We start from the raw sequence: 22,361 nt of genomic DNA, 5'->3' as shown, positions 1-22,361 counted from the left end.
AGGAACGGGGCGAAGGACTACGCGGGCACGCCGGGGGAGTGTCCAGCGGGACAGGCCGCGGCGGGCAGCCAGCTCTGCCAGCTCGCCGGAGTGGACGCCGGTTGATGGAGCTGACTGGGCTGGGGCGCGGTGGTGTAGGGGTTCGACGGCCACGGCGGTTCGCTGCGGGTGGTCGCCGTCACGGGGGTGAAGCGGGCGGGAAGGGCTTCGAGCGCGTGGTGGTAGGGGCCGGGCCGGTTGCGGATCTCGTTCGCGGGGACGCTGAGCTGGAGATCGGGGAGCCGGTGGATGAGCTGGGTAAGGGCGATCGTGGTGATGGTGAGTGCCATGCTGCTCGCCGGGCAGGTGTGCGGGCCCAGCGACCAGGCCATGTGTGCGCCGGTGCCCAGTACGGCGGGGTCCTGGGCGGCGGCCTCGTAGGACATGAGGATGGGCACCCCGGGCACGAGTTGCCGGCCGTGGAACGTCACGGGGCGGCGGGCGTAGTGGGCCCCGTAGTTCGCCATCGGCGGGCGGGTGGCCAGGACGCGGTTGATGAGGGGCATGACGTCGAGGGTTCCGTTGACGACTTCGGTGTAGATGTCGTCGTCGACGAAGTACTCCAGCAGGCTGTTGCCGAGGAGGTTGGTGGTGGGTTCCTGCCCGGCGGCGACGGTCAGCACGAAGTGGTGCTGCAGTTCACCGTCGTTGAGCCGGGCGGGGTGCTGCATCATGGCGGTGGCGAGGTCCGGGCCGGGTTGGGCCTTCTTCGAGGCGAGCAGGCCGCCCATGTAGCCCTCGAACTCCCGGGTCGCGGCGACGACTTCTGCGCCGACGCCCTCCATGAGTCCTGCCAGGGAGGACACCAGCCGGGGGGCCTTCTCGTCGGGCTGTCCGAAGAGCCGGTTGAACAGGTAGCTGGGCAGCGGCCGCGCGAATTGTCGGATCAGGTCGCACGTGCCGTCGTCGACGAACTGGTTGATGAGGTGGTCGGCCACGACCCGCACCAAGTCGCGCAGGTGATGGGGTTCGACGGAAGCCAGCGCGTCGGAGACGACCCGCCGGTAGCGGGCGTGCTGGGCGCCGTCGGTGAACAGCGGATTCGGTCGCGGGCCGAGCATGCCGAGCACCGGGTGGTCGGCGGGGAGCTGTGCGGCCCAGTCGGTGGGGTCCTTCTTGAAGCTCTCCTTGTCCAGCAGCACCTCCTGGGCGGCCTCGTAGGAGACGACCAGCCAGCCGAGGATCCCCGGCACGATCTCCACGGGGGCCACCGGGCCGTAGTGCTCGCGCATGCTGGAGTAGTAGGCGGGCCGGTTGCCGCCCTGGGCGAAGTGGTCGGTGTGCAGTCTGTAGTACGGCGGCGGGGGCGGTGTGCTCATCGGGCGGCGTCCCGGGGGTAGGTGGTCATGACGTGCTCGACGAGCTGGATGAGCGCGTCGATGGAGGAATTGCGGTCGCGGGCGTTGAAGTGGATGAGCGGGGTCTCCTCGCTCAGGTCGAGACGGGCGCGTACCGCGGAGTCCTCGATGTACGGGGCCCCGGGGAACTCGTTGACAGCGACGACGTAGGGGAGGCCGGAGCGCTCGACGAGGTCCATGGCTTCGAACGACGCCGCGGGGCGCCGCAGGTCCAGCAGCAGAAGCGCCCCGTGCGCCCCGTAGGCCACGTCGTCCCACACGCTCTTAAAGCGTTCCTGCCCGGGGGTGCCGAACAGGTAGAGCACCGGTGCGGTGGGATCGTGAGGGTCCAGCGTGAGGCGTCCGAAGTCCGTGGCCACGGTCGTGGTGGTCTTCTCCGGGGTGTAGTCGAGGAGATCGACCGAAGCGCTGACGGCGGTCAGGGGCTGCTCGGTGTGCAGCGACCGCATTTCCGAGACGGACGCGACCATGGTGGTCTTGCCGACCCCGAAGCCGCCCGCCACAACGATCTTGACCAAGGGCGCTTCCTCCGGCACATAGCCGGGGACACTAGGCGGCTGCGTCCTTGAGCTTGCGGAGGCCATGAATGACTCTCTCCATGAGATCGATGTCGGTTCGGGCGGCGGGAGGGGCGGCCTGGACGAGGCCCAGGTCCGCGAGGTCGCACGCGAGGATCCGGATCGCGAGGGGCGGCTGGCGCAGATACGCCGCGGCGTCGACCAGCGTCAGCGAGCCGCCCCGCACGGCGTCGAACAGGTCCTGCTGCGCGGGGCTCAGGCGCTGGTCCGGTCCGGGCTGGACCCGCAGCCACACCAGGCGCGTCAGCAGGTCCTCCAAGCCCTTGATCACCCTGCGGGGCTGCGTGCGCCCCTCGGTCGCCAGGTAGGTGGGGATCTCCCGGGGACGCTCACGCCTTGGCACGGCCCGCTACTTCCGGGGCGAACCACTCGGAGAACTTGACGATGTCGTACGCCACCTTGCCGAGGTCCGCTCCCGCCGACAGCCACAGCAAGGCCCGCACTCCCGGGCCGACCTGCGCCAGCATCAGGTATCCGCCGCCGCCACCATGGAGTTCGACGGTCACCTGCCCCGCCGTCTGCTCGCCGTCCGAGGCGGGGAAGAGCTCGGCGAGGGCCTGCACGGCGCCGAAGACCGAGGCGCCCAAGGCGGAGGCACCATCGGACGGGTCCCGGTCGGCGCCCGCGTCGGTGCCCAGCCGCAGACCGTCCCCGGAGCACAGCACCACGTGCCGCGCATCGGTCGTCTCCAGCAGACGCTGGGCGTGGCCGTTGTACTTGCTCTGCAGGGGTGTCTGGCCGGTGGACGCGGTGAACCGCGGGCTGGTGTTCATCAGGACTCCCAAGAAGCGCTGTCGGACGGGTGAGCGGTGTGGGGGGAGGGCTCTTGACGGGCCCGCTGGGTTCCGGACTGGAGGGAGGCATAGACGGACCGGACGGCCACGGCATCCCGGAGCGGCACAGGCTCAGGCTCCTGGCCCACGGGCGCGCCGGGGCTCTTGCGCTGGCGCTGGGGGAACCCGTCGCGCGTGGGAAGCGCGGTACGGGACGGGCCGGCCGGCTGCTGGAGTTGCGGCGCCTGGGCGATTGCCGGCTCCGGCTGCGGCAGCGGGTCCAGCCGGACACCGGACCCCTCGGGGCGCTGCCGCCCGCTCACCGCAACGAGAAGACTCGCGTCGATGTGCAGGTTCACCCGCAGGCCGCGGGCCGGGGAGGGGTCCAGTGTGAGGGTCAGCCCCTCGAACCGGCTGACGAGACGGCCGACCGCCGCCAGTCCCAGACGCGGCGGGGAACCGGCATCCCGCAGAAGCAGGCGCGGGGACTCCAGCATCTGCCGGACGAACAGCTGCTTCTCCACCGTGTCGAGCCCCGGGCCGCTGTCGGCGATGGTGATCAGCACACCGGTAGCGGTCGGGTGGGCCTCGGCGCTGACCAGCCCGGACCCGACCGAGCAGTAGACCGCGTTGTCGAACAGCTCGGCGAGCGCCATGATCAGCGGTTCGGCAACCGGAGCCTGAAGACCCAGGTCCCGGCCGTCGGGCTCCGCAGGGACGTGGCTGACCGCCGACACCCGCTGGTGCTTCACAATCCGCGAGCGGGCCGTCTCCAGGGCGGTCATGATCGTGGTGTCCTCCCGCGCGGTGCCCGGGAGGTCACCGCAGACCACCGCAGTGCGCTGTACCTGCCGGTGCAGCAGCACGAGCCGGTGATCGATCCCGTACAGGTCCTGCAGAAGGTCCGGGGCGTTCACCGCCTTGTACTGGGCCTGCTCCACGAGCTGTACCGCCTGGGCTGCCAGGGCACGCGTCGTGCCCATCACGGACCGAACGACCTCCTGGGCGGACTGATCGGTGCGGATCCGGTCCTCCAGTACCGCTTCGGTCACCACGGCCAGGACCTGCTCGCACGCCCGGGCCACCGGGTCGGCCAGCAGACGCTCATCGGCCACGCCGGGCACCGGCACACCAGGGCGTCGCAGCCCCTCGACCGCCGCAGGAAGACGAACAGCGGCAAGGTGCCGTACCTCAGTCACCACAGCCCGACTGTGCTGCTCCGCTCGGGCCGCATGCTCCTGGGCCTGCTCGGCCGCCTTGCGAAGAGTCTGGGCGGTGGCTTCCATCGTCTGTCGCGTAGCCTGCGCGTCCGCCTTGGCCCGTACCGCCTGCGCGCGGGCACGGCGGAGAAGTATCCCGAACACCACCGCTGCGAGAACGGCCAGCCCGAGAGCGGCGTAGACGACGTGGACCAACATCAGCCCACCTGCCCGGTGCAGATCGCCCACGGGAAGCCCGGGTGGGCCTGATGGCTGGGGAACAACACGGCAACTCCAAGAGGTGAAGGAAACGGGAAACGTCCAGAGGACGGGCGACGGCGGGCGATCATGTCCAGCAGCGCGGGTTGCACGCACCGGCTACGTTGAGGAAACCGCCAACTACCCTTGGCGAACAGCCTTCGTGGTGGGTCGACCCCGTCAAAGGCGTCAAAGATCATTTCGAGGTCGGGGATCGTCCATGGCTCGCATGCGCAATGAGGCGCTGGCCGCCCGGATTGCCGAGGCCGGCTGGACACAGCCCAGGGCGGCGGCGGCCGTCCGCCGGGTCGCCGAGGAGGTCGGAGCCCGGGATCTTGCCGCGGTCAGCCGCTCTCACATCGCTATGTGGATCTTGGGCACGCGGCCCAGCGGACAGGCGCCGCATATCCTCTGCGAGACGCTGACGCGGAAGCTCGGCCGCACCATCACCCTCACCGACATCGGGCTGCCCGGCGCGCAGGGCCAGGACGTCACCGGGGAAGGAGACTGGGAGGCCGACACCCTGACCGCGCTGACCGAGCTGGGAAGAGACGACCTCGACATGCTCCACCGACGCCAACTCCTGGCGGACACCGCTTACTCCGTCGCCGGACTCGCCGTCCCGGCAGCTTCCTGGTGGAAGGATGCCCCCTCCGTAGCCGCGCAGCGCCGCGTCCACTCCCAGACCACCGTCACCCCGGCCGACGTCGACGACATCCGCCAGACCACCGCGTTCTTCTCCGCCCGCGACCAGCGCCGCGGGGGCGCCGCCGGCCGCTCGGCGCTCGCCGCCCACCTCAGCCTGGAAGCCGCCCCGCTCCTCTCCAGCCGATTCCCCAGCGAGCAGCTGCGCAGGGATCTGTACTCCGCCACCGCCGAGATGACCTACCTCGCCGGCTGGATGGCCTTCGACGCGGGCGAACACCGCCGCGCCCAGCGGTACTTCACTCTCGCGGTGAAACTCGCCGCCGAGGCCGGGGACGGTCCGCTCGCCGGACACACTCTGCGGGCGATGGCCCACCAAGCGGTCGACCTCCAGCACCCCGGCGAGGCACTCGACCTCGCCGAAGCGTCCATGGCCGCCGACCGGTACGGGCGGGCCAGCTGGCGGGAGAAGGCTCTGCTGGGCATCGTCCACGCTCGGGCTCTGGCGGCCACCGGCGACCGCAGAGGAACCCTCGCCGCGATCAGCCAGGCCGAACGGGACCTCAGCCGCGACACCGGCGATGCCCCCGACCGCGTCTCCTTCTTCGCCAGCGCCTCGCTGTCGCACGAGACCGCCTGCGCCCTGCGCGACCTCGGCAGCCTCCGCGACGCCGAAGCCCACTTCAAGGAGAGCGTCGCCACACGCCGCCAGCAGCAGTTCGCCCGCACCCACAGCGTCACCCTCGGCTACCTCGGCTCCGTCCAAATCCGCCGAGGGGGAGTCGATGAAGGGTGCAGCACCTACGGCCAAGCCTTGGACGCCATGGACGGGATCAGCTCCGGCCGCGCCAAGGACGTCATCGTCCAGATGCAGCGCGACCTCTCCCCGGTCCGCCGCCGAGGCGGACGGCAGCTCACCGAACTCGAACAGCGCGCCCGCGAGATGCTCCGCACCATAGGCTGACCGAGTCCGGGAAACAGCACCCCGTGCCAGCTCTACGGGAGCGGCAAGGGCTGAAGCAGGGAGAGCTCCGAGTTGACCGCGCAGCAACCGCTCCAGATCGTCCCGATCGCCACCGTCGTCGGCGGGCACACCGAGGTCCTCGACGACTACCAGGGCGGCGTCCAGTCGGTCATCCGCTATCACGACGCCTACCCGCTCGAGATGGTCCAAGGACTTGGGGAGTTCAGCCACCTCACGGTGACCTGGCACTTCCACCTCGCCAGCCCCGACGACGTCCATCTCCACGCCCGGAGCCCGCGCAACAACCCCCGCTGGCCCGCGACCGGCCCCCTCGCCCACCGCAACCACCGCAGGCCCAACCAGCTCGCCATCAGCTACCCGCGCCTGATCGGCATCGACGGCCGCGACCTGCTCGTCACCGATCTCGACGCCGTCGACGGCACCCCCGTGATCGACATCGCCCCCTGGTTCACGGACATGGGCCCGCGCGGTCCGGTGCGGGAACCTGCCTGGCCCGGCGAGATGCTGAGGAACTACTGGGCCGACGCCGACAGCCGGTAACCCGCCGACGGACATCTCGGCCACCTCAAGAGCACCGAAGCTGGGGGAGTACGCCAGGTCACACGACTCCGACTCCGACTGGGGCCGCAGTACGGAGACCACCGGCAAGGGCCCATCGGCCGACCGAGTCGACTGCCGCACACCAGGAACGTTCTGGACGTGCTCAACGACACCGCCCACCAAGGGGTAGAGGCAGAACGGAGCGCTGAAAGCGCGGCCGTGGAGATTCCCGCGCCTCACCCAATACATCGCGTGCTCGTCGGTGAACCTCAAAGGCGGCACGAACAGCATCCCGCTGCTCCGGATCTCCACCCGCGGGCCCCAGTCCATGAGGAGGTGGGAGGAAGGGGGCAGGATCAGAGTCCAGGCGTCACCCTCGCAGATGGCCGCTCCCAGGTACTGGTCGCGCGTGGGGCTGGGGTTGGTGAACAGGTCCAGAGCCAGAGCCGGGGGCAGCCTCAGCGCGGTGAAGTCCTTGCCGACCGGCATCTCGAACGGGATGGTGGCCGTACGAGCAAGCGGGAAAAGGTCATCGATCGAGTCGCCGACTTTCATGCCCCTGATCACCTCGTCCCGCTGCTGACCGGACGAGGGACGGTTGCGATCGCGCCGAGGACTATCCCGGCATGTGAGAAGCCCTGCGGGTAGTTCCCCAGCTGCCGGGAGGTCTCCGGATCCCATTCCTCCGCGAGCAGGCCGAGGTCGTTGCGGATCTGGAGCAGCTGCTGCTTGAAGATCTCGGTATCCTCCGGGCGGCCGATCGCGGCCAGGGCGGCGATCAGCCATCCCATGCAGATGAGGAACGCGCCCTCGTCTCCCGGCAGTCCGTCCACGCCCTTGTCATCGCCCTCGGTGGGGTAGCGCAGGAGGAACCCGCCCTGGGTTGACAGCTCCTTCTGGATGGCCTTGACGGTTCCGACGATCCGCGGGTCGTCCGGCGGAAGGAATCCGCTGGTGACGATGTGCAGCAGCGAGGCGTCGAGCTCCCGCGATCCGTAGGACTGGGTGAAGGTCTTCCGGTCCCGGTCGTAGCCACGCTCGCAGACCTGCGTGTGCAGCCGGTCGCGGATCCGCGCCCACCGCTCGACGGGACCGTCACCGTGGCCAGCTGCTATCAGTTGGACGGCGCGGTCGAACGCGATCCACGCCATGATCTTGGAGTGGACGAAGTGCCTGCGGGGCCCGCGGACCTCCCAGATCCCCATGTCCGGCTTCTCGAAGACGTCCTCCAGGCAGGTGACCAGTCCGGTGACGAGCGGAGCGACGACAGGCGCGAGGTTCGGGTCGTGCAGTTGCGCATTGAAGAGGGCATCGACGACTTCGCCGTAGACGTCGATCTGGAGCTGTCCAGCTGCGGCGTTCCCGATCCGTACGGGCACGGAGCCCGCGAACCCCGGCAGCCAGTCGAGCACCTTCTCGGTGAGGTCACGCTCGCCACCGACCCCGTACATGATCTGGAGACTCTCCGGGCGGCCGTTGATGACCTGCTGGAGCCACTTGATCAAGGCCTTGATCTCATCGATGTAGCCGCAGCTGAGGAGGGCCTCTGCCATCAGCGCGGAGTCGCGGAGCCAGGAGAACCGGTAGTCCCAGTTGCGCACTCCGCCAAGCTCCTCGGGCAGCGACGTCGTGGGCGCGGCCACGAACGCCCCGGTCGGCGCGTACTGCAAGGCCTTGAGCGTGATCAGCGACCGTTCGACAGCGTCACCGTCGGGCCCGGCGTAGGTACTCCGCGAGATCCAGTTCTGCCAGAACACCTGCGTTTGATTCAGCAGCCGGTTGCCGTCCGGCACGGGAGGGGCGTCGGTCCCCGGCTGCCAGGAGAGCGAGAAGACAAGCGTCTCCCCCTCCGAGAGAGTGAACTCCGAGCTCAGATCTCCGCTGTCCGTACGGATAAGAACGGGAGTGGGAGCATCGAGCCACAGACCGCCGACGCCGAGGTCGACACTGGCCCTGACCCCGTCCGATGCCAGGTCCGGCACCCGGCAGCCGTAGCCAGGGCGGGCGCGCAGGAGAGACTGCATCGGTACGCACCCGCTGATGCCCTTCACGATGCGGACCAGCTGGGCGGTCTCGTCGTGGACGGGCATGAAGTCCAGGAGCTGAACGGTGCCGGCCGGGGTGAGCCAGGTGGATTCCAGGATCAGCGTGCCGTCGAGGTAGCGCCGGCGGTTCACCGTCGGCGTGGTCCCGTTGAGGCCCACGGGTCCGAGGGTCCACTGTCCGTGCTTCTCCGAGCCCAGGAGGCGAGCGAAGACGGCAGCTGAGTCGAACCTGGGCACGCACAGCCAATCGATGCTGCCGGCCCGGTCGACCAGTGCGGCCGTACGGAGATTCCCGATCAGGCCGTAGTCCTCGATGCGCGTTGCGCGCTGCATTGTGCCGGGCCGCCCCAAAGAAGCGTCCGCACCGGTCGCTCTGGGGGAGGGGATAGGCCCTCCCTGGGTAGCGACCACCTGAGGGAGGGCTCTGCTCACGGGGAGGAGACGGCTGTTCATGGGATCCGATCTCTTTCGACGCCCGACGAGCGGGCACAGCAGGTGTGGGTGAGGACGGGAACCGATCCCGCGGCTTTCCGGCGTGCGCGGTACCAATCTGGGCAGCGCCCCAAATGTGTGACCGCGCAGGTAGCAGATAGCGGCCCGCGATCCGGTGGCTGCGGCGCCGTGGTTGCTGGCTCACTCAACGGTGACGGAAGTCGGGGGACAGCGATATGCCAAACCGTGGTCACTTCTGTGTCACTTGGCGTGAGACGTGAACACAATCCAGGGGCCTTTTAGTACATTTTGCCCGTCTTCATCGGTGTGGTGGCGCGACAGCTGTGGGGCGAAGTGACACAGAAGTGGCCACGGTTTGGCGTATCGCTGCCTGCGGTGTTCCGTCACGGTGGAGGTGGGTCGAATCCGGCCGCGCCGCAGGGCGTCTCGATCATGAGGAGACGAGGTTGCCTCCCACTACCACCGAGCTGGTCCATGATCAGAGCCTCGGGAAGCTGCTGGATCACTGCGACGTCGAGCTCGCCGGGCTTCCAGCCCCGCAACGCGCTGCACGCGGTGCGCTCGCCAGCCTCCTGGACGACACCGATCAGAACCAGGTCGATGATGCCGCGTTGATCGCCAGTGAACTCATTGCCAACGCCATCCAGCACAGCTGCGGCGCGGTCCTCATAAGGATCGAGGTCTACGAGCTCGGCACAGCACTGGGTGTCGTCGACCGAGGCCGTGACACCGACGTTCTCCCCCCGCACCCGTGCAACTCCTCCGTGGAGCCGGACACCGTAGCCACACACGGCCGCGGGTTGTTCATCATCCAGAACCTCGCGGACACCTGGTCGGTCGAGGAGACATCGAACGGAAAGATCGTCATTGCTGTGCTGGCCCGGAAAGGATCTCGCTGATGGCCGACTTGGACCTGACGAGTCGCCATCTGGGACTGGGTCTCTTGGCTCACCCTCTGGGTGTCAATCTCAGCGCCTGCGGGCTACCGGGAGGTCGCACCCGCGACGAGGACGACGGCCCCTTCCTTGACGGTTTGCGCCGCGCCGTGGAACTCGGCGCCAACCTCTTGGACGCAGCCGACTACTACGGCGCCGGGCGAGCTGAGCGACTTCTGGGGCGCCTCTTGCGGGAGTACCCGGACCGAGCTCTCCTGACCAGCAGCAAGGTCGGAAAGATCCGGGGCTCCGCGCCGCACGCCTACGCCGACCGGCACATCCACCACCAGCTGCAGCAGACGCTGGAGAACCTCTATGTCGAGGCGCTGGACCTGTACACCCTGGCCTCCTGGGACTTCGGCCCCCAGGACCGCTACCTGGGCCCCGCGATCGAGCAGATGCGCGCCCTGCGGGAGGTCGGCGCTATCAGAGCCATTGGGATGCGGGGACCGTATGTCCCTACCAATGCGGCGCCCGCCGAACGTGCCGCCTGCGCCGAACGATTCCTCTACCTCTTCCGACTGATCAGACCGAACGTCATCTGGACCCGATGCAACGCCCTCACGCCGGCCATCACGCTGGAGGGCGAGGATCTCCTTACATTTACGGCACGTCACGGTGTGGGCGTAATACTCGCGGCTCCGGGAGACCTCGGCCTCCGATCGGTTCTCTCTCAGGCCAGCATCGAAGTGGTATCTGGCGGGATGGAGTCGCTGCGCGCACGATTCGGGGACACTCCGGGAACTCTGACCCGCCTTGCTCTGCTGTCCAGCCTTCAGCGCGTCGACCACTGCGTGACGGTCGTGGGGTACAGCAACAAGGACCAGGTCGAGGAGAGCTTCCGGTCTCTGGCTGGACCTGCCCTTACCGCCGTCGAACTGCGACTCCTCGAGGACGCGTATGCACAGGTTCGTGCGAAGGAGTGCCTGCAACCGAGGGAAAGGCTGTCGGCCGTCACCGGCATGTGAGCGCCGCCGACCTCTCGCACATCAACCTTGCGGTCGCCTTCTAGGCGGAAGTAGACCGCGACGCTGCGGCAGCGCGCAGCGGAACCGAGCGGACGGTCCGCCACCGGTAGGCCCTGTCCTGACGGCGCAGCTCCACGAGCTCGACGGTGGTGAAGTGCAGCGGTACAGATGGGAGAGACCGCAAAGGCGCGACGGCGTCGACGACCGCGGCCGCGGATCGCACCTGGTTGCTGTAGGCGATACCCAGGTGCGGGCGGAACGCGGCCGTGGGAGAGCCGCCGGGAACCCCGGCCTGCTTCCCTGCCTCGGACAGAGCTGCGTGGAGGCGCACCAGCGGGGTCCAGGGGGTGAGGCTGAACCGAACGGCGCCCCGCGAGCCGGCCAGAGGATGGGCGAGAGCGTGAAAAGCTTCAACGGACAGCTTCTGCGCCAGTCCGAGGAGGTGTTCCACCTGAGCCGTCGATACCTGGTCGACCGCCCCGACGCGCAGCAGGGTCACGTGCAGACCCTCGGCGGGGACAGGGTCCAAGGCCAAGTGCTGCAGGGCTCGTTGGCAGTGCTCCGCCCGCTGAAGCAGTTCTCCGGGGTCTGGAAAGGTGTGCATCCAGTAGTACGAGCGCTGCTGATCCGACCACCCGGGCCGGTCCCAGTGATCGGCCATTCGCTCGACCTGCTGGAACGCGCGCCAGTCGTGCTCCACGATCACTCCGGGATCGTCGAGGCTGGCAGGAGGCGCGCTGGGAAAGGCGCTGGGATCGGTGTCCAGCTCGGGTGACACAGGGCTCCTCGGAAGTCAGGGTGTGATCTGCGACAGCGAGCCGACGGCGATCATGCCGACCTGCGGCTGCGATCGCCACGTCCGCAGTTCCTCGGCATAGTCCCCCACCTCAGCTTCCTTGTGCCACTGCTCAGCGTTCTGGTACAGCTCGACCGCCCTTGCCCAGACGGATTTGATCGGCCGCCCGGTGCCAGATCTCAATGCGCGACGGCCCAGCGTCATGGCGTGCTCGATCTCGGGTGATCCCTGCTTCAGCAGCGCCGATGCCACATCCAGCCCGACCAGGGCACGGCTCCACTCGGACTGTGAATGTTCCACCAGTTCTTCGATCTGGTCGGCGTGGGCCAGGACCTGCGCGGTGTCGCCGAGGGAGAGCCGTGCGGTGATGGCGTTGGCGAGGGAGCGTGCCATGGAATAGGGCTCGAAGCTGATGCACGAGGTCAAGCCGTCGGGGAGCGACGTCTGGCGGTCTGAGAGGGCGGTATGTGACGTAGTGCCGCGTTTGTTGTCGCTGGAACGTGTGGCACAGGCGTATCGGGGCTGATCAGGGGGTCTTGTCGTGCTGGAGTGTTCTTCGTGAGCGACCGCCAGCCCTACAAGAGCGACCTGTCCGACGAGCGGTGGGCCCTGATCGAGCCCGTCATCGCCTCCTGGAAGGCTCAGCATCCCTCCGTCAGCGGCCACCAGGGCGCCTACGAGATGCGGGAGATCGTCAACGCCCTGCTCTACCAGTCCCGTACCGGCTGCCAGTGGGACTACCTCCCCCACGACCTGCCCCCGGTCGGCGCGGTGAAGTACTACTTCTACAAGTGGCGCGACGACGGCACCGACCAGACCATCCACGACCTGCTGCGCTGGCAGGTCCGCGAGAGCCGGGGGCGCAAGGCCGACCCGAGCTTGGTGGTGCTCGACACCCAGAGCCTGCACGCGGCCGTCGGGGTGCCCGCCGGCACCACCGGAAGGGACGCGGCAAAAAAAGTCCCGGGCCGCAAGCGCGGCCTGGCAGTTGATGTTCTCGGTCTGGTGATCGCGGTGGTGGTGCTGGCCGCGTCCGCGCACGACAACGCCGCTGGCATCGCCTTGCTGGACAAGGTCGCCGCCGACACCGACACGGTACAGAAGGCCCTGGTGGACCAGGGGTTCAAGAACGCTGTCATCGACCACGGGCGGAAGGTCGGCATCGACGTCGAAGTCGTCGAGCGCAACCCAACGACCAGCGGGTTCGTGCCGCAACCGATCCGGTGGCGGGTGGAGCAGGTAAACGGGATCATGATGCTGCACCGCAGACTGGTCCGCGACTACGAACACCGGCCCGCCTCGGCCGAGTCGAGGGTGTACTGGGCCATAAGCGACCGGATGTCCAGGATGGTCACTGCGACCTCCACCCCCACCTGGCGCGGCGCATGAACAACGACGGGCTCACCCTGGGGGCGGTCCTCGCCCGCCTGGAGGAGCAAGAGCGCGAGATCGCCACGCAGGCCGAAGCGACGCGAGCGCGCATCACGGAACTCACCGCGCAACTGGAGGAGTTCGGCCGAGTCGCCGAAGAGGTGCGCATCACCCGCAAGACACTGCTGGCACTGCCCGAGCCGGCCTCGCCGACACCGCCGCCCGCGAAGCTGCCGGACCATCCGGCCTACCAGCAGATCATGGCGGTGTTCGCCGCAGCCGACGCCCCGCTGCGGGCACGGGCGGTCTGCGAGGCGTTGGACCTGGAGATCGCACCCAACAACGTCAACAACGTCCGGCTCAAGCTCAAACGGCTGGCCGAACGCGGAATCCTGATCGAGCCCGAACAGGGCTTGTTCACCAAGCCGCAGTCGTAGCCGCCTGGTCAGGCCACGACCAGCCCGACAGCCCCACCCGAAAGCCCGAAACGGGCATCACGTCACGTACCGCCCTCTGACATCGACCACCGCGGTACCTCCTTCACCGAACCCCTTCTCGATGCCCTCCTCGCCGCCCTCCGTGACCCCGCCACCGGGCGTCCCCACATCGGCGACACCAGGTTCGAGACGGCGATCTTCGAGGGCGACACCAGGTTCGAGACGGCCGTCTTCGAGGGCGACGCCGGGTTCGGGTCGGCAAACTTCGAGAGCTACGCCGGGTTCGGGTCGGCCGTCTTCAAGGGCGACGCCCAGTTCAATGCAGCCGTCTTCGAGGGCGGCGCCCTGTTCGAGGGGGCAAGCTTCCAGAGCTACGCCGGGTTCGGGTCGGCGGTCTTCAAGCGCGACGCCGAGTTTGGGTGGGCGACCTTTGAGGGCGACGCCGGGTTCGGGTCGGCGACCTTCGAGGGCGCGGCCGGGTTCGAGTCGGCGACCTTTGAGAGCTACGCCGGGTTCGGGTCGGCGGTCTTCAAGGGCGACGCCGGGTTCGGGTCGGTGGTCTTCAAGGGCGATGCCCGGTTCGGGTTGGCTACCTTCGAGGGCGATGCCCGGTTCGGCTCGGCCACCTTCGAAAGCGCTTCAGCTCTCGGGCCGTTGGTATGCGCGAAGCGGGTTGTGTTGTCTGGGGCAGCATTCGGCGGCCCAGTGACCCTCTCGTTTGCCGCATACCATGTGGAGTGTCGACGGACCCGCTGGTCGTCAACGGCCGAGCTGCGTCTGCGTTACGCCACGGTGGACTTCGCCCACGCCGTCTTCGAGTACCCCCTCACGATCGCCGCGGAGCAGGCACCCTTCGTGTTTGCAGACGGCCACATGATGTCCGAAGCGCCCTTCGACAGTGAGCTCGATGCCGCGGTACGGATGATGTCACTGCGCGGGGTCGATGCGGCCCACCTGGTCCTCGCCGACGTCGACCTCTCAAGTTGTCTGCTCACCGGGACCGTGCACCTGGACCAAATACGCCTAGAGGGCCTCTGCTCCTTCGCCACGACCCCGTCCGGCACGCTCTGGCAGGGAGGGCGCCCGGTGCGGTTCACTCGGCGCCGCACGCTTGCCGAAGAGCACTACTGGCGCGCTCGGCAGCCGACCGCGGCCGCGGGCTGGACCGCGGCGATGCCCGACATCGGCAGTGCGGGGCCAGCACAGCTGGCACCGGTGTACCGGGCGCTGCGCAAGGCGTTCGAGGACGGCAAGTACGAGCCGGGCGCGGCGGACTTCTACTACGGCGAAATGGAGATGCGCCGACAGGACCGCACCCAGACCACGCGTGCTGAGCGCGGCCTGCTGCACGGCTATTGGGCCCTGTCTGGCTACGGCCTTCGCGCCTCACGAGCGTTGGGCTGGCTCGCGGCCGCCATGCTCATCACCGTCGTGCTACTGATGGGCTTCGGACTTCCCCAGGACACCCCGAAACAGACCGCGATCGGCATCGTTCCGGCCGGAGGAGGCAAAGTCACCTTCGAGATCCACAAGGACGACCCGCGCAACCCCACAGACGAACGCTTCACCGGCGAACGCTTCGACAAGGCCCTGAACGTCACGCTCAACTCGGTTGTCTTCCGCTCCGCCGACCAGGACCTGACCACCGCCGGAACCTACATCGAGATGATCTCACGCATCCCCGAGCCCATTCTTTTGGGCTTGGCGGTCCTGGCAGTCCGCAACCGCGTCAAACGCTGAACGCAGCCAGTCCCACAACAGCAGACATGAGGGCACGGACATCGGGCGCTGAAATGATCAGTGCGCTCAACCGTCCCGAGCCCGATGCCCGGCCGCGCAGCGGTACGGAGGTCAGCCAGCGATCCGGCGGGTCAGCAGCACAGAGCCGTGGCTGGCGAGTTCGGCCACTTCTACGACCCGGCCGGGTTTTGGTGCGTGCACGACCAGGCCGTTGCCGATGTACATGGCCACGTGCTCGGGCCTCGATGCGGTGCCCACCGTGAAGACGAGGTCGCCGGGCTGTACTGCGGCTGCCGGTACGGTCCGGCCGTCGTGGATCTGGGTGTAGGTGGTGCGGGAGATCGTCACCCCGGCGACGCCGTAGGCGCGCTGCATGAGGGAGGAGCAGTCGCAGCGGTCCCGGGGATTGTCGCCGTGGGGGTTGGTGCAGGTGCCGCCCCACTGGTAGGGCGTGCCGAGCTGTCCCAGGGCCCAGCGGATCGCGTTGCGGGCCTGGGGGGAGGCGTTGGCCGGGATCTGGAAGCCGGGAGGCAGGGAGCCGGCCGGGATGTTGCCGTAGTCGGCGGCCGCTGGATCGGCGGGGCAGACGGCGGCAATGCCGAGACCGATGGGGCCTGCGGCCGCAGGCTGGCCGCCGCCGAGCGGCGGGGCGATGGCCTGTTGCAGGGCTGTGGCCAGGGGCTCGTGCTTGGCGTAGGCGTCGGGGAAGGCGGACTTCTGTACCTTCTGCGCGGCGATGGTGACGGGCATGCTCTCCCAGTCCTTGAGGGACGTGAGCGCGTTGTAGAACTTCGTGGACGCGTAGACGGGGTCGAGGATCTGCTGCCGGGTGCCCCAGCCTTGCGAGGGGCGTTGTTGGAAGAGGCCGACGGAGTCGCGGTCGCCGTAGTCGATGTTGCGCAGGGTCGACTCCTGCAAGGCGGTGGCGAGGGCGACGACCTGGCCCCGGGCGGGGATGTTCATGGTGATGCCGGTTGCCACGATGGTGCGGGCGTTGGGGATCTGCTCCTTGGGGACGCTGAGGCCCGGTACGGATGCCGGGGCGGGGCTGCCGGCGAGGACCTCTTGTACCTGCCGGGTGATCTGGGCGGTGTCGCCTCCCGTACCCGGTGTGCACTGGGTACGGGAGGCGGCCTCGGCTTCGCTGCGCGCGAGGCCGGTGACGTGGGCGGCGATGAAGGCGAGGCCGACCACGGTCAGGACGACCAGGGCCGCGATCCCTCCGGCGAACGCCTGCTTCTTGCGGCTGCTGGTCATGCGCCGCTCGGGGGCGGTGCCGCGCCGGTGTCCGGGGCATCGGGGGCCGGGCGATGGGGGAGGTCCCCGGCGCGGCTGTCCGCCCCGTCGGTGCCGCTCGGCTCGGGTCGGGAAGTGGTTGCCGGACGGCCGCCGTTGTTGATGGCCCGCGACGATGAGACGTTTCGCGGAGTGCGGCTCGGCCTGGCGGAGGGGGCTGATGCGTCTGACTCTTCCGGGTACGGAAGCGCCGGGCGGGCCGGGGCCGGGGCAGCAGGGGGCGATGGCCTGGTAGGGATGACCGCCTTGCGCTGGGGTGAGCGAGGCGGCCGGGGCCGTCCTGCGGTGCTTCCCGTGTTGAGGCCGGGGGCGGCGGGGGGCATGGGACTGCCCGGCGGTGTTGCAGCGGGTGCCTGCTTCGTGGGGGCGGCGGCGTTGCGGCGCTGGGGGGTGCCGGGCCGTGCGGGACGGACAGCACCTGGGGTGCGAGCGGGGCGGGCAGGCCGGTTGGCGGGACGCGGAGGGTGACCCGGGCGCGGAGGTTGGCCGGGACGCGGAGGGTGACCCGGGCGCGGAGGTTGGCCGGGACGAGGTGACACGTTCGTTGTGGAGGGCTGGGTCGGGCCGGAAGGGCGGGGCGTGGATGTGGAGTGCTGCGCGGGTCGGCCGGCCGGGCGGGCCTGGGAGCGGGCTGCGGTCCTGGAGGTGCGGGAGCCTGCGTTGATCTGGCTGATGAGGGCCGTGGCTCCCACGGTGCGCGGCATCGCGTATCCGGCGGCTGCCAGCGGGTTTCCATGGGCCAGGGCGGCGCCGACCATGGCGGTGCGTACGGCCCCGCGGGCGACCTTCCGGGCGATGTGGTGGTTCTTCGTGACGGGGGCGGAGGCTGGGGGAGCGAAGACGGAGCCGTAGGTGCCGCCGATGCGGCTGCTGGACAGCTTCGTCCGGACGTTTGCCGCGGTCTGCCTGGAGCGGGCCATGAGCTTCTTGCGCTTGATGAAGGCGCCGATGCACAGGAGGTCGACGACGACGAAGCGCAGGGTGAGCTCGTTGCCCCATTCCTCCTGGGCCGGGTCGAGGACGGCCTGGAGGATGATGATGAAGACGGCCAGGGAGACCACCGAGGTCAGCATCTGGCTGAGGGAGCGCAGGACGGATGCGGCCCAGTCCCACAGGTAGCCGCGGCCCGCTCCGGGGATCGTGCCGATGATGAGGGCGGGCTCGCCCCGTACGGCGTCCCAGGCAATACGGCACTGCGCGACGAGGAAACCCCCCGCCAGGCGGACGATGAGCAGGGTGACGATGAGCGCGGCAAGGAAGAGGAAGATGCCGCCCCCGAGCTTGTCCAGCGAGGCGCGCTTGGCCGCAGCGACGTCACCGGGAACACATTCGGCCTCGAAGCGCTCGGCGGGCGGGTCACCGAAGTGGTCGATGGCCCACCGGGTGGACATGTCCATCGAGGTGTCGTACCAGGAGGAGACCGGCACACCGATGGGGCTGAGGTAGTCGGCGTAGGCGGTGGCCTTCTTCAGCTTGTCCATACGGGACTGGACCTTGCGGTCGAAGACGAGCTGTTCGACGCGGGTCTCGGCGTACTTGCGTGCGCAGGCACCTTCGAAGACGCGTCCGTACTGCAGCAGCATGGAGGGGCGCACGATGAACGCGTCGGTGAGGGCGTCGGTGAGCGGCCGGGCCAGGGACGCACTGGTCGCGGCGCCGTTCTGCTCCTGGTCCACGTCCAGTACGGGGCCAGCGTCAAGGATCACGTCCGCGACCTCCAGGGCCAGGCCCCGGGTCACAGCGATCGCACCGCTCTCCTCGCCGAGGAGGGCCGCTGGGGGTGAGGCCAGCAGCGTGGTGGTCAGGGCGGCCAGGAGGATCGACAGGGCGGCGTCGCCCCACCCTTTGGCGCGGTCCCCGAAAAGGATGCGGCAGACGCAGATCAGGGCGCACACGGCCAGGAACAGGGTGGGCAGCCCGAGTTCGAGGATCACCCGGGTGTGCAGGGAGTCGGCGACGGCCAGGACCGGGACCAGGAGGAGCTTGGCCAGGCCGAAGGACAGAGCCCAGGCGATGAGCCAGCAGCAGAACGCGATGAGCCATTTCGTGCCCAGGAAGGTGAACTCGGTCAGCAGGTTCTGGACGCCGAGTTCCCACTCGATCAGGTCGCCGGTGTCGGACTTGACGTTGTAGACGCTGATCGGCAGCCCGTTGGCGTCGGTGACGTTGAAGACCCCCAGCACGCCTCCCTCGTCGGGCAGGACCTTGCGCAGCTCCTCCTTGGCCGAGTCGAGCAGCCCCTTCTGTACGTCCTTGGCGAGCTGCTCGCCCTGCTCGCGCAGGATCTCCTCCAGCAGCTCCTGTTCTTCGGGGGTGGGTGTGCGCTGCCCTCCGGCACCCGGGGCTGTCGGGGCTGTCGGCGTCGGGCTGGGTGCGGGTGCGGTGGGTTCGGCGTGGGCGGGCAGGGAGGTGAACAGCGTGAGGACGGTCGAGGCGAGCGCGGCGGTCAGGAGCGCGAGGCGCAGGCGGGTGCGGCCGAGCCGGCGCAGGCCGGTGGCCCAGGCGGTGAGGGAGTTCATGCCGCGGCCTGGTAGTCGCCGGGTGTGGTGTGGATGGTGCTGTGCACCGCGCGGTCGCTGGGAATCAGCACCCGCATCATCCCGATGCGCCCGGCCAGATCGCAGTAGAGGCACTCACCCGCCCTGGCAGCACGCTCCTCTGGGGGTTGCGTCGGGGAGAGCTGGGTCGTGACGAGGTCCAGGAGCTCGGAATCGTTGCTGTCGACTCCGAGGAAGCTGAGGGCGTTCACGGCCAGGGGCCGGGTTGTCTGACGGAAGACGAGACGGTGGGGGAATGCGCCGCGGACGATGTCGCCCTTGGCGGTGTTGAGGGGGCCGATGTCGTTCGGGTCGTGGGAGGCGACGTAGGCGGCCGCGTTGTGCTTGCGCCCGTCGCGCAGCAGCTCCAGGAGGAGATCCAGGCCCGTGTCGGAAGAGGTCAGCCACCAGCACTCGTCGAACACGGCGACGCCGAACTCGTCCTTCGACTTCATGACGGTCTCGCGGGCGACGGCGGCGATCAGGTACATGAGGGCACGGCCCAGGACCTTCTCGAATTCGAGACGCTCGATACGGTGCTCGGAGGCGAGCTCCTCCTTCTTGGGCAGCGCGAGGGAGTTGACGAGGAACACCACGGAGTCGGCCCGGCCGGTGTCCAGGACGGGAAACGTGTCCTCGAAAATGACGCCGGCCAGGTCGCCCTCCTGGGTGGCCTCCAGCTTGAGCGCCAGGGTCGCGGCGACCGGATCGCCCTCGCCCCGCGCCGCGAGTTCGGCGGTCAGCGCCCTCATGGACGGGGCGGGGCGGCCAAGGACCGCCTTGACCGCCGCCGACAGGGTGATGCCCTCCACATCCATCGGCTTGACGTCCAGGAGCAGCGTGAGGAACGACTTGGTGCAGCGGGCTGCGGTCTTCGGACTGTCGGCGTACATGCGCAGCGGGTCCAGGGAGCAGGAAGCCTGCTCGTCGATGCGGACGAGCTGAGTGGTGCCGGGGCAGGACTCGGCGAAACGTGCCCACTCCTGATCGCGGGTGCGGTCGACGATGACGGCCCGCCCCCGGCTGCGGGGTTTCCCTGGCTGAGGTCCACGGGCCAGGACGTGGTAGACGGCCGTCTTCATCGCGACGGACTTGCCCCCGCCCTTCTCGCCGATGAACGCCATGGAGGCGTCGGTGTTCTCGCGGGGGCCACGGCTGGGATCGAGGAAGACCGGTCGGGCGCCACCGGAGGCGACCTGGATGCCGTACAGGGCGCCGCGGTCATCGCCGAGCTGGGATCCGCACCAGGGCATGGCCATCGCGAAGTCTCTCGCCAGCAGGATCTGGGCGTAGCCGGTCATCACCGGGGGAGTGCGGCAGCCGGGCAGCATGGCGTGCCAGAGGTCCTGCTGCTTCCCGACCGGGCGGGCGAAGGTGTAGTCGGTCGCGCCGAAGTCGGAAGCCAGCGCGGCCGCCCGCCCTTCGGCGTCCTGGGGGCTGTCACCCCAGACGGCGAGGGTGACCATGGCCCGGATCTCGACCTCACGGGCCGAGGCGCCGAGCCGGTCGGTGAACTCCTCGTTGTCGGCACGGTCCTGCTCGATCGACTGCGGGGGCCCGGCCGGGTCGCCCGCGTACTCCTCGGCCTGGTTGCGCAGGTGCCCGGCCCGCTTGCGGCTCTTCCGGGCGGCCTTGACGCCCGGGGTGATGACCAGGCGCGCGGTCCAGTCGACGGGGTAGGCGAGGTCGTCGAGCTGCTGAAGGTAGGCGGCGCCGGGCAGCGCGAAAGCGGCCGGCATCTCGGACAGGGCGAGGAGCGCCTGGTAGGAGTCGCCCCACTCGCTGGACGCCTGGAGGTATCGGCGCTTGAACGGGTTTCCCGGCAGAGCCCGGGGGCGGTCGAAGGTGGTGCCGCCTTCGGCCAGGAGGACTTCACCGAGCGCGGCAACGGTCCGTCCCCGGCCGCGGACCGCCGGCTCCGAGCCGTCGGGCAGGAACGGCTCGGCCAGACCCCGGCGGGCACTGTGCCCGTAGATCCACAGGATCTCCGCCTCGGTGGCCGGCCGCATCCCCACCCCGGACGCCCACGCGGCCTGCATGGCCGCGGCCTGCCGCGTGCGGTCGGTGACCTCGGACGCGGTGATCGGGGCGGGCATCAGCCCGAGGTGCTGGGCGATGTCGGCTTGCGCGGCGGAGAGAGCCGACCGCAGCGCCTGCTGAGCGGAACCCGCGGGCAGGGGAACGGCGAGCCAGTCGGTGCGGCCGGTCAGTTCCATGTGCCCGAGCTGGTCCAGGACAGCTGCGCCGAGCCGCTCATAGCGCGGCGAGCGGGCCAGGTCGACGTCAGCGACCATCGCCCGGACGATCGCAGCGGGGTCGACCTGCGGGCACAGCGACAGGAGCATCGGCTCACCCGTGAGCGACTTGAACAGTGCTTCAAGAGCCTGGAGCCGGTTCTTCTTTGCCGCTGAGGGGGCGTGGCTGTAGTTCTCGGCCTTGACCCGCCATACGGCCCAGACGGTGCCGTGGGTGGTGAAGACGAGGTTCCCGGCGACGTGCCGGATCGGCAGGCGCATCTCAGTTCTCCAGGTAGTGGTGGTCGGCGGCCGCCCGGTGGGCCAGCAGCGTCTGGACGCCGGACAGCACCGGCGTGCCGACGGGCGCCTGCGGGGCGGCGGGGCCCGGCGCGGGTGCGGGCGTGACCGGCTTACGGGTACGGGACGGGGCCACCGTGGCGATGGCAGGAGCGGGGGCGTCCGCTCCCGCAACGGTGATCAGGGCGTTGGTCCGGGCTGCCGGGGCCGGCCGGTGGGCGCGGCCCTGGAGGCGGCCACCGGCAGGGCCGGCCAGCATCGCCATGACGCTGAGCAGCACGGCGAGCGGGTTGCGGCCGTCGATGTTCACGTAGCGCAGCGCGAACGCGGCACCCATCGAGCAGCCGACCAGGACCACCAGGTCCGTGACGCCGTGCCCGCCCCAGACGGGCCGCGACAGCAGCAGCCCGACGAAGACGGCCACGAGCGTGGCGAGTTCGGTGAACGTGTACGGGCCGCCGATGAGACGGATGTTGCGTCCGGTGCCGCCGGGGACGGTGCCGGTGACCAGCGGCCGCCGCCGGGCTTTGGTGTAGCAGCGGCCGATCAGCTCCTCCTCGACGGCAAGGCCCTCAAGTACGGCGGTCACTGGTCGCCGTCCATCTGGCTGAGGGAGCCGCCGTCGTAGTTGGTGATCGTCTCCGCGGTGGTGGTGGACAGGAAGTCCATCTGGGAGGCGAGACCGGCGACGAACCCGGCGAAGATGACCGCGACGATCGTCGCGCGGGGCTCTCGGGTCCTGTAGCCCACGACGATGATGAAGAGGCCGCACAGGACAGGGATCCCGTAGTCGTAGATCAGGGTGAGGAGGTCGGAGCCGAAGCTCTGACCGATGCCGAACCAGTTCGCGGCGAGCGTGGTGGTGGTCTCCACA

General features: G+C 69.3%; 21 protein-coding genes. 8 read left to right on the top strand and 13 right to left on the bottom strand.

The window, feature by feature from the left end; genetic code table 11:
• Window positions 1-17: 17 nt before the first annotated feature.
• The 5 genes from ACK8N7_RS00390 to ACK8N7_RS00370 are packed head-to-tail and all read right to left on the bottom strand — an operon-like array spanning window position 18 to window position 3,863.
• Window positions 18-1,358, bottom strand: a complete 1,341-nt coding sequence (locus tag ACK8N7_RS00390; RefSeq protein WP_500440313.1) for a cytochrome P450 family protein — start codon at window positions 1,356-1,358, stop codon at window positions 18-20.
• Window positions 1,355-1,981: a GTP-binding protein gene (locus ACK8N7_RS00385; RefSeq protein WP_500440312.1), complete on the bottom strand. Its 627-nt coding sequence runs from the start codon at window positions 1,979-1,981 to the stop codon at window positions 1,355-1,357. Before ACK8N7_RS00385 ends, ACK8N7_RS00390 begins: the two co-directional genes overlap by 4 nt.
• Complete coding sequence (locus ACK8N7_RS00380) at window positions 1,947-2,318, bottom strand: DUF742 domain-containing protein (protein ID WP_500440311.1); 372 nt, start codon at window positions 2,316-2,318, stop codon at window positions 1,947-1,949. Before ACK8N7_RS00380 ends, ACK8N7_RS00385 begins: the two co-directional genes overlap by 35 nt.
• Window positions 2,305-2,748, bottom strand: coding sequence for a roadblock/LC7 domain-containing protein (locus ACK8N7_RS00375; RefSeq protein ID WP_500440310.1), 444 nt, complete (start codon window positions 2,746-2,748; stop codon window positions 2,305-2,307). The genes ACK8N7_RS00380 and ACK8N7_RS00375 overlap by 14 nt, the downstream gene beginning before the upstream one ends.
• Window positions 2,748-3,863 carry an ATP-binding protein gene (locus tag ACK8N7_RS00370; RefSeq protein WP_500440309.1) on the bottom strand — a complete coding sequence of 372 codons (1,116 nt, stop codon included), beginning with the start codon at window positions 3,861-3,863 and terminating at the stop codon, window positions 2,748-2,750. The genes ACK8N7_RS00375 and ACK8N7_RS00370 overlap by 1 nt, the downstream gene beginning before the upstream one ends.
• Before the next feature lie 117 nt (window positions 3,864-3,980).
• Here ACK8N7_RS00370 and ACK8N7_RS00365 point away from each other — a divergent pair, with 117 nt between their 5' ends.
• The 3 genes from ACK8N7_RS00365 (at window position 3,981) to ACK8N7_RS00355 (ending at window position 6,375) form a co-directional block, all read left to right on the top strand.
• Entirely contained in the window at window positions 3,981-4,217 is a 237-nt protein-coding gene (locus tag ACK8N7_RS00365; RefSeq protein ID WP_500440308.1) for a hypothetical protein, read from the top strand.
• A gap of 208 nt (window positions 4,218-4,425) precedes the next feature.
• Entirely contained in the window at window positions 4,426-5,814 is a 1,389-nt protein-coding gene (locus ACK8N7_RS00360) for an NsdA family TPR-like regulatory protein (RefSeq protein ID WP_500440307.1), read from the top strand.
• A gap of 72 nt (window positions 5,815-5,886) precedes the next feature.
• Window positions 5,887-6,375 carry a TrmO family methyltransferase domain-containing protein gene (locus ACK8N7_RS00355; RefSeq protein ID WP_500440306.1) on the top strand — a complete coding sequence of 163 codons (489 nt, stop codon included), beginning with the start codon at window positions 5,887-5,889 and terminating at the stop codon, window positions 6,373-6,375.
• Window positions 6,376-6,938: 563 nt separating this feature from the next.
• Here the strand turns inward: ACK8N7_RS00355 and ACK8N7_RS00350 are convergent.
• Window positions 6,939-8,753, bottom strand: coding sequence for a glycoside hydrolase family 15 protein (locus ACK8N7_RS00350; RefSeq protein ID WP_500440305.1), 1,815 nt, complete (start codon window positions 8,751-8,753; stop codon window positions 6,939-6,941).
• 566 nt (window positions 8,754-9,319) lie between these two features.
• On the opposite strand from ACK8N7_RS00350, the gene ACK8N7_RS00345 reads away from it, so the two are divergent.
• A complete protein-coding gene (locus tag ACK8N7_RS00345; protein WP_327391412.1) occupies window positions 9,320-9,772 on the top strand; it encodes an ATP-binding protein in 453 nt (150 codons plus the stop codon).
• On the top strand, window positions 9,772-10,776 hold the full coding sequence (locus tag ACK8N7_RS00340) for an aldo/keto reductase (RefSeq protein WP_500440304.1): 1,005 nt from the start codon (window positions 9,772-9,774) through the stop codon (window positions 10,774-10,776). Before ACK8N7_RS00345 ends, ACK8N7_RS00340 begins: the two co-directional genes overlap by 1 nt.
• Before the next feature lie 40 nt (window positions 10,777-10,816).
• Here the strand turns inward: ACK8N7_RS00340 and ACK8N7_RS00335 are convergent, their stop codons facing one another.
• Window positions 10,817-11,554 (bottom strand): 2'-5' RNA ligase family protein, encoded by a 738-nt coding sequence (locus ACK8N7_RS00335; protein ID WP_500440303.1) that lies wholly within the window; start codon window positions 11,552-11,554, stop codon window positions 10,817-10,819.
• A gap of 15 nt (window positions 11,555-11,569) precedes the next feature.
• Entirely contained in the window at window positions 11,570-11,965 is a 396-nt protein-coding gene (locus ACK8N7_RS00330) for a hypothetical protein (protein ID WP_500440302.1), read from the bottom strand.
• A gap of 165 nt (window positions 11,966-12,130) precedes the next feature.
• Here ACK8N7_RS00330 and ACK8N7_RS00325 point away from each other — a divergent pair, with 165 nt between their 5' ends.
• The 3 genes from ACK8N7_RS00325 to ACK8N7_RS00315 all read left to right on the top strand — a co-directional run bounded on the left by ACK8N7_RS00325 (window position 12,131) and on the right by ACK8N7_RS00315 (window position 15,120).
• Window positions 12,131-12,961 (top strand): IS5 family transposase, encoded by an 831-nt coding sequence (locus ACK8N7_RS00325; protein WP_500440301.1) that lies wholly within the window; start codon window positions 12,131-12,133, stop codon window positions 12,959-12,961.
• Window positions 12,958-13,380, top strand: coding sequence for a hypothetical protein (locus ACK8N7_RS00320; RefSeq protein ID WP_500440300.1), 423 nt, complete (start codon window positions 12,958-12,960; stop codon window positions 13,378-13,380). The genes ACK8N7_RS00325 and ACK8N7_RS00320 overlap by 4 nt, the downstream gene beginning before the upstream one ends.
• Before the next feature lie 555 nt (window positions 13,381-13,935).
• A complete protein-coding gene (locus tag ACK8N7_RS00315) occupies window positions 13,936-15,120 on the top strand; it encodes a pentapeptide repeat-containing protein (protein ID WP_500440299.1) in 1,185 nt (394 codons plus the stop codon).
• A gap of 111 nt (window positions 15,121-15,231) precedes the next feature.
• On the opposite strand, the gene ACK8N7_RS00310 is transcribed toward ACK8N7_RS00315, so the two are convergent.
• From ACK8N7_RS00310 to ACK8N7_RS00290, 5 genes are read right to left on the bottom strand one after another with little or no spacing between them, the layout of a single operon-like run.
• Window positions 15,232-16,377 carry a C40 family peptidase gene (locus ACK8N7_RS00310; protein ID WP_500440298.1) on the bottom strand — a complete coding sequence of 382 codons (1,146 nt, stop codon included), beginning with the start codon at window positions 16,375-16,377 and terminating at the stop codon, window positions 15,232-15,234.
• A complete protein-coding gene (locus ACK8N7_RS00305; RefSeq protein WP_500440297.1) occupies window positions 16,374-18,935 on the bottom strand; it encodes a hypothetical protein in 2,562 nt (853 codons plus the stop codon). The genes ACK8N7_RS00310 and ACK8N7_RS00305 overlap by 4 nt, the downstream gene beginning before the upstream one ends.
• Window positions 18,932-21,469, bottom strand: a complete 2,538-nt coding sequence (locus ACK8N7_RS00300; protein ID WP_403218284.1) for an ATP-binding protein — start codon at window positions 21,467-21,469, stop codon at window positions 18,932-18,934. The genes ACK8N7_RS00305 and ACK8N7_RS00300 overlap by 4 nt, the downstream gene beginning before the upstream one ends.
• A gap of 1 nt (window position 21,470) precedes the next feature.
• Entirely contained in the window at window positions 21,471-22,076 is a 606-nt protein-coding gene (locus tag ACK8N7_RS00295) for an alpha/beta fold hydrolase (RefSeq protein ID WP_403218283.1), read from the bottom strand.
• The gene (locus ACK8N7_RS00290; RefSeq protein WP_403218282.1) at window positions 22,073-22,360 is read right to left on the bottom strand and encodes a hypothetical protein; all 288 of its coding nucleotides are present in this window, start codon (window positions 22,358-22,360) and stop codon (window positions 22,073-22,075) included. The genes ACK8N7_RS00295 and ACK8N7_RS00290 overlap by 4 nt, the downstream gene beginning before the upstream one ends.
• Window position 22,361 lies beyond the last annotated feature (1 nt).

It is taken from the genome of Streptomyces griseobrunneus (genome assembly GCF_046713465.1).
In the GTDB taxonomy this organism is placed as follows: domain Bacteria; phylum Actinomycetota; class Actinomycetes; order Streptomycetales; family Streptomycetaceae; genus Streptomyces; species Streptomyces microflavus.
The sequence above is the reverse complement of the archived record's forward strand: the minus strand, read 5'-3'. Positions and strand labels throughout refer to the sequence as shown.

Excerpts from the sequence above, each read along its gene's own strand:
- ACK8N7_RS00390 (WP_500440313.1), bottom strand. The coding sequence starts at position 1,358 with ATGAGCACACCGCCCCCGCCGCCGTACTACAGACTGCACACCGACCAC.
- ACK8N7_RS00385 (WP_500440312.1), bottom strand. The coding sequence starts at position 1,981 with ATGGCCTCCGCAAGCTCAAGGACGCAGCCGCCTAGTGTCCCCGGCTAT.
- ACK8N7_RS00375 (WP_500440310.1), bottom strand. The coding sequence starts at position 2,748 with ATGAACACCAGCCCGCGGTTCACCGCGTCCACCGGCCAGACACCCCTG.
- ACK8N7_RS00365 (WP_500440308.1), top strand. The coding sequence starts at position 3,981 with ATGCTCCTGGGCCTGCTCGGCCGCCTTGCGAAGAGTCTGGGCGGTGGC.
- ACK8N7_RS00360 (WP_500440307.1), top strand. The coding sequence starts at position 4,426 with ATGGCTCGCATGCGCAATGAGGCGCTGGCCGCCCGGATTGCCGAGGCC.
- ACK8N7_RS00350 (WP_500440305.1), bottom strand. The coding sequence starts at position 8,753 with ATGCAGCGCGCAACGCGCATCGAGGACTACGGCCTGATCGGGAATCTC.
- ACK8N7_RS00340 (WP_500440304.1), top strand. The coding sequence starts at position 9,772 with ATGGCCGACTTGGACCTGACGAGTCGCCATCTGGGACTGGGTCTCTTG.
- ACK8N7_RS00330 (WP_500440302.1), bottom strand. The coding sequence starts at position 11,965 with ATGGCACGCTCCCTCGCCAACGCCATCACCGCACGGCTCTCCCTCGGC.
- ACK8N7_RS00320 (WP_500440300.1), top strand. The coding sequence starts at position 12,958 with ATGAACAACGACGGGCTCACCCTGGGGGCGGTCCTCGCCCGCCTGGAG.
- ACK8N7_RS00310 (WP_500440298.1), bottom strand. The coding sequence starts at position 16,377 with ATGACCAGCAGCCGCAAGAAGCAGGCGTTCGCCGGAGGGATCGCGGCC.
- ACK8N7_RS00305 (WP_500440297.1), bottom strand. The coding sequence starts at position 18,935 with ATGAACTCCCTCACCGCCTGGGCCACCGGCCTGCGCCGGCTCGGCCGC.
- ACK8N7_RS00300 (WP_403218284.1), bottom strand. The coding sequence starts at position 21,469 with ATGCGCCTGCCGATCCGGCACGTCGCCGGGAACCTCGTCTTCACCACC.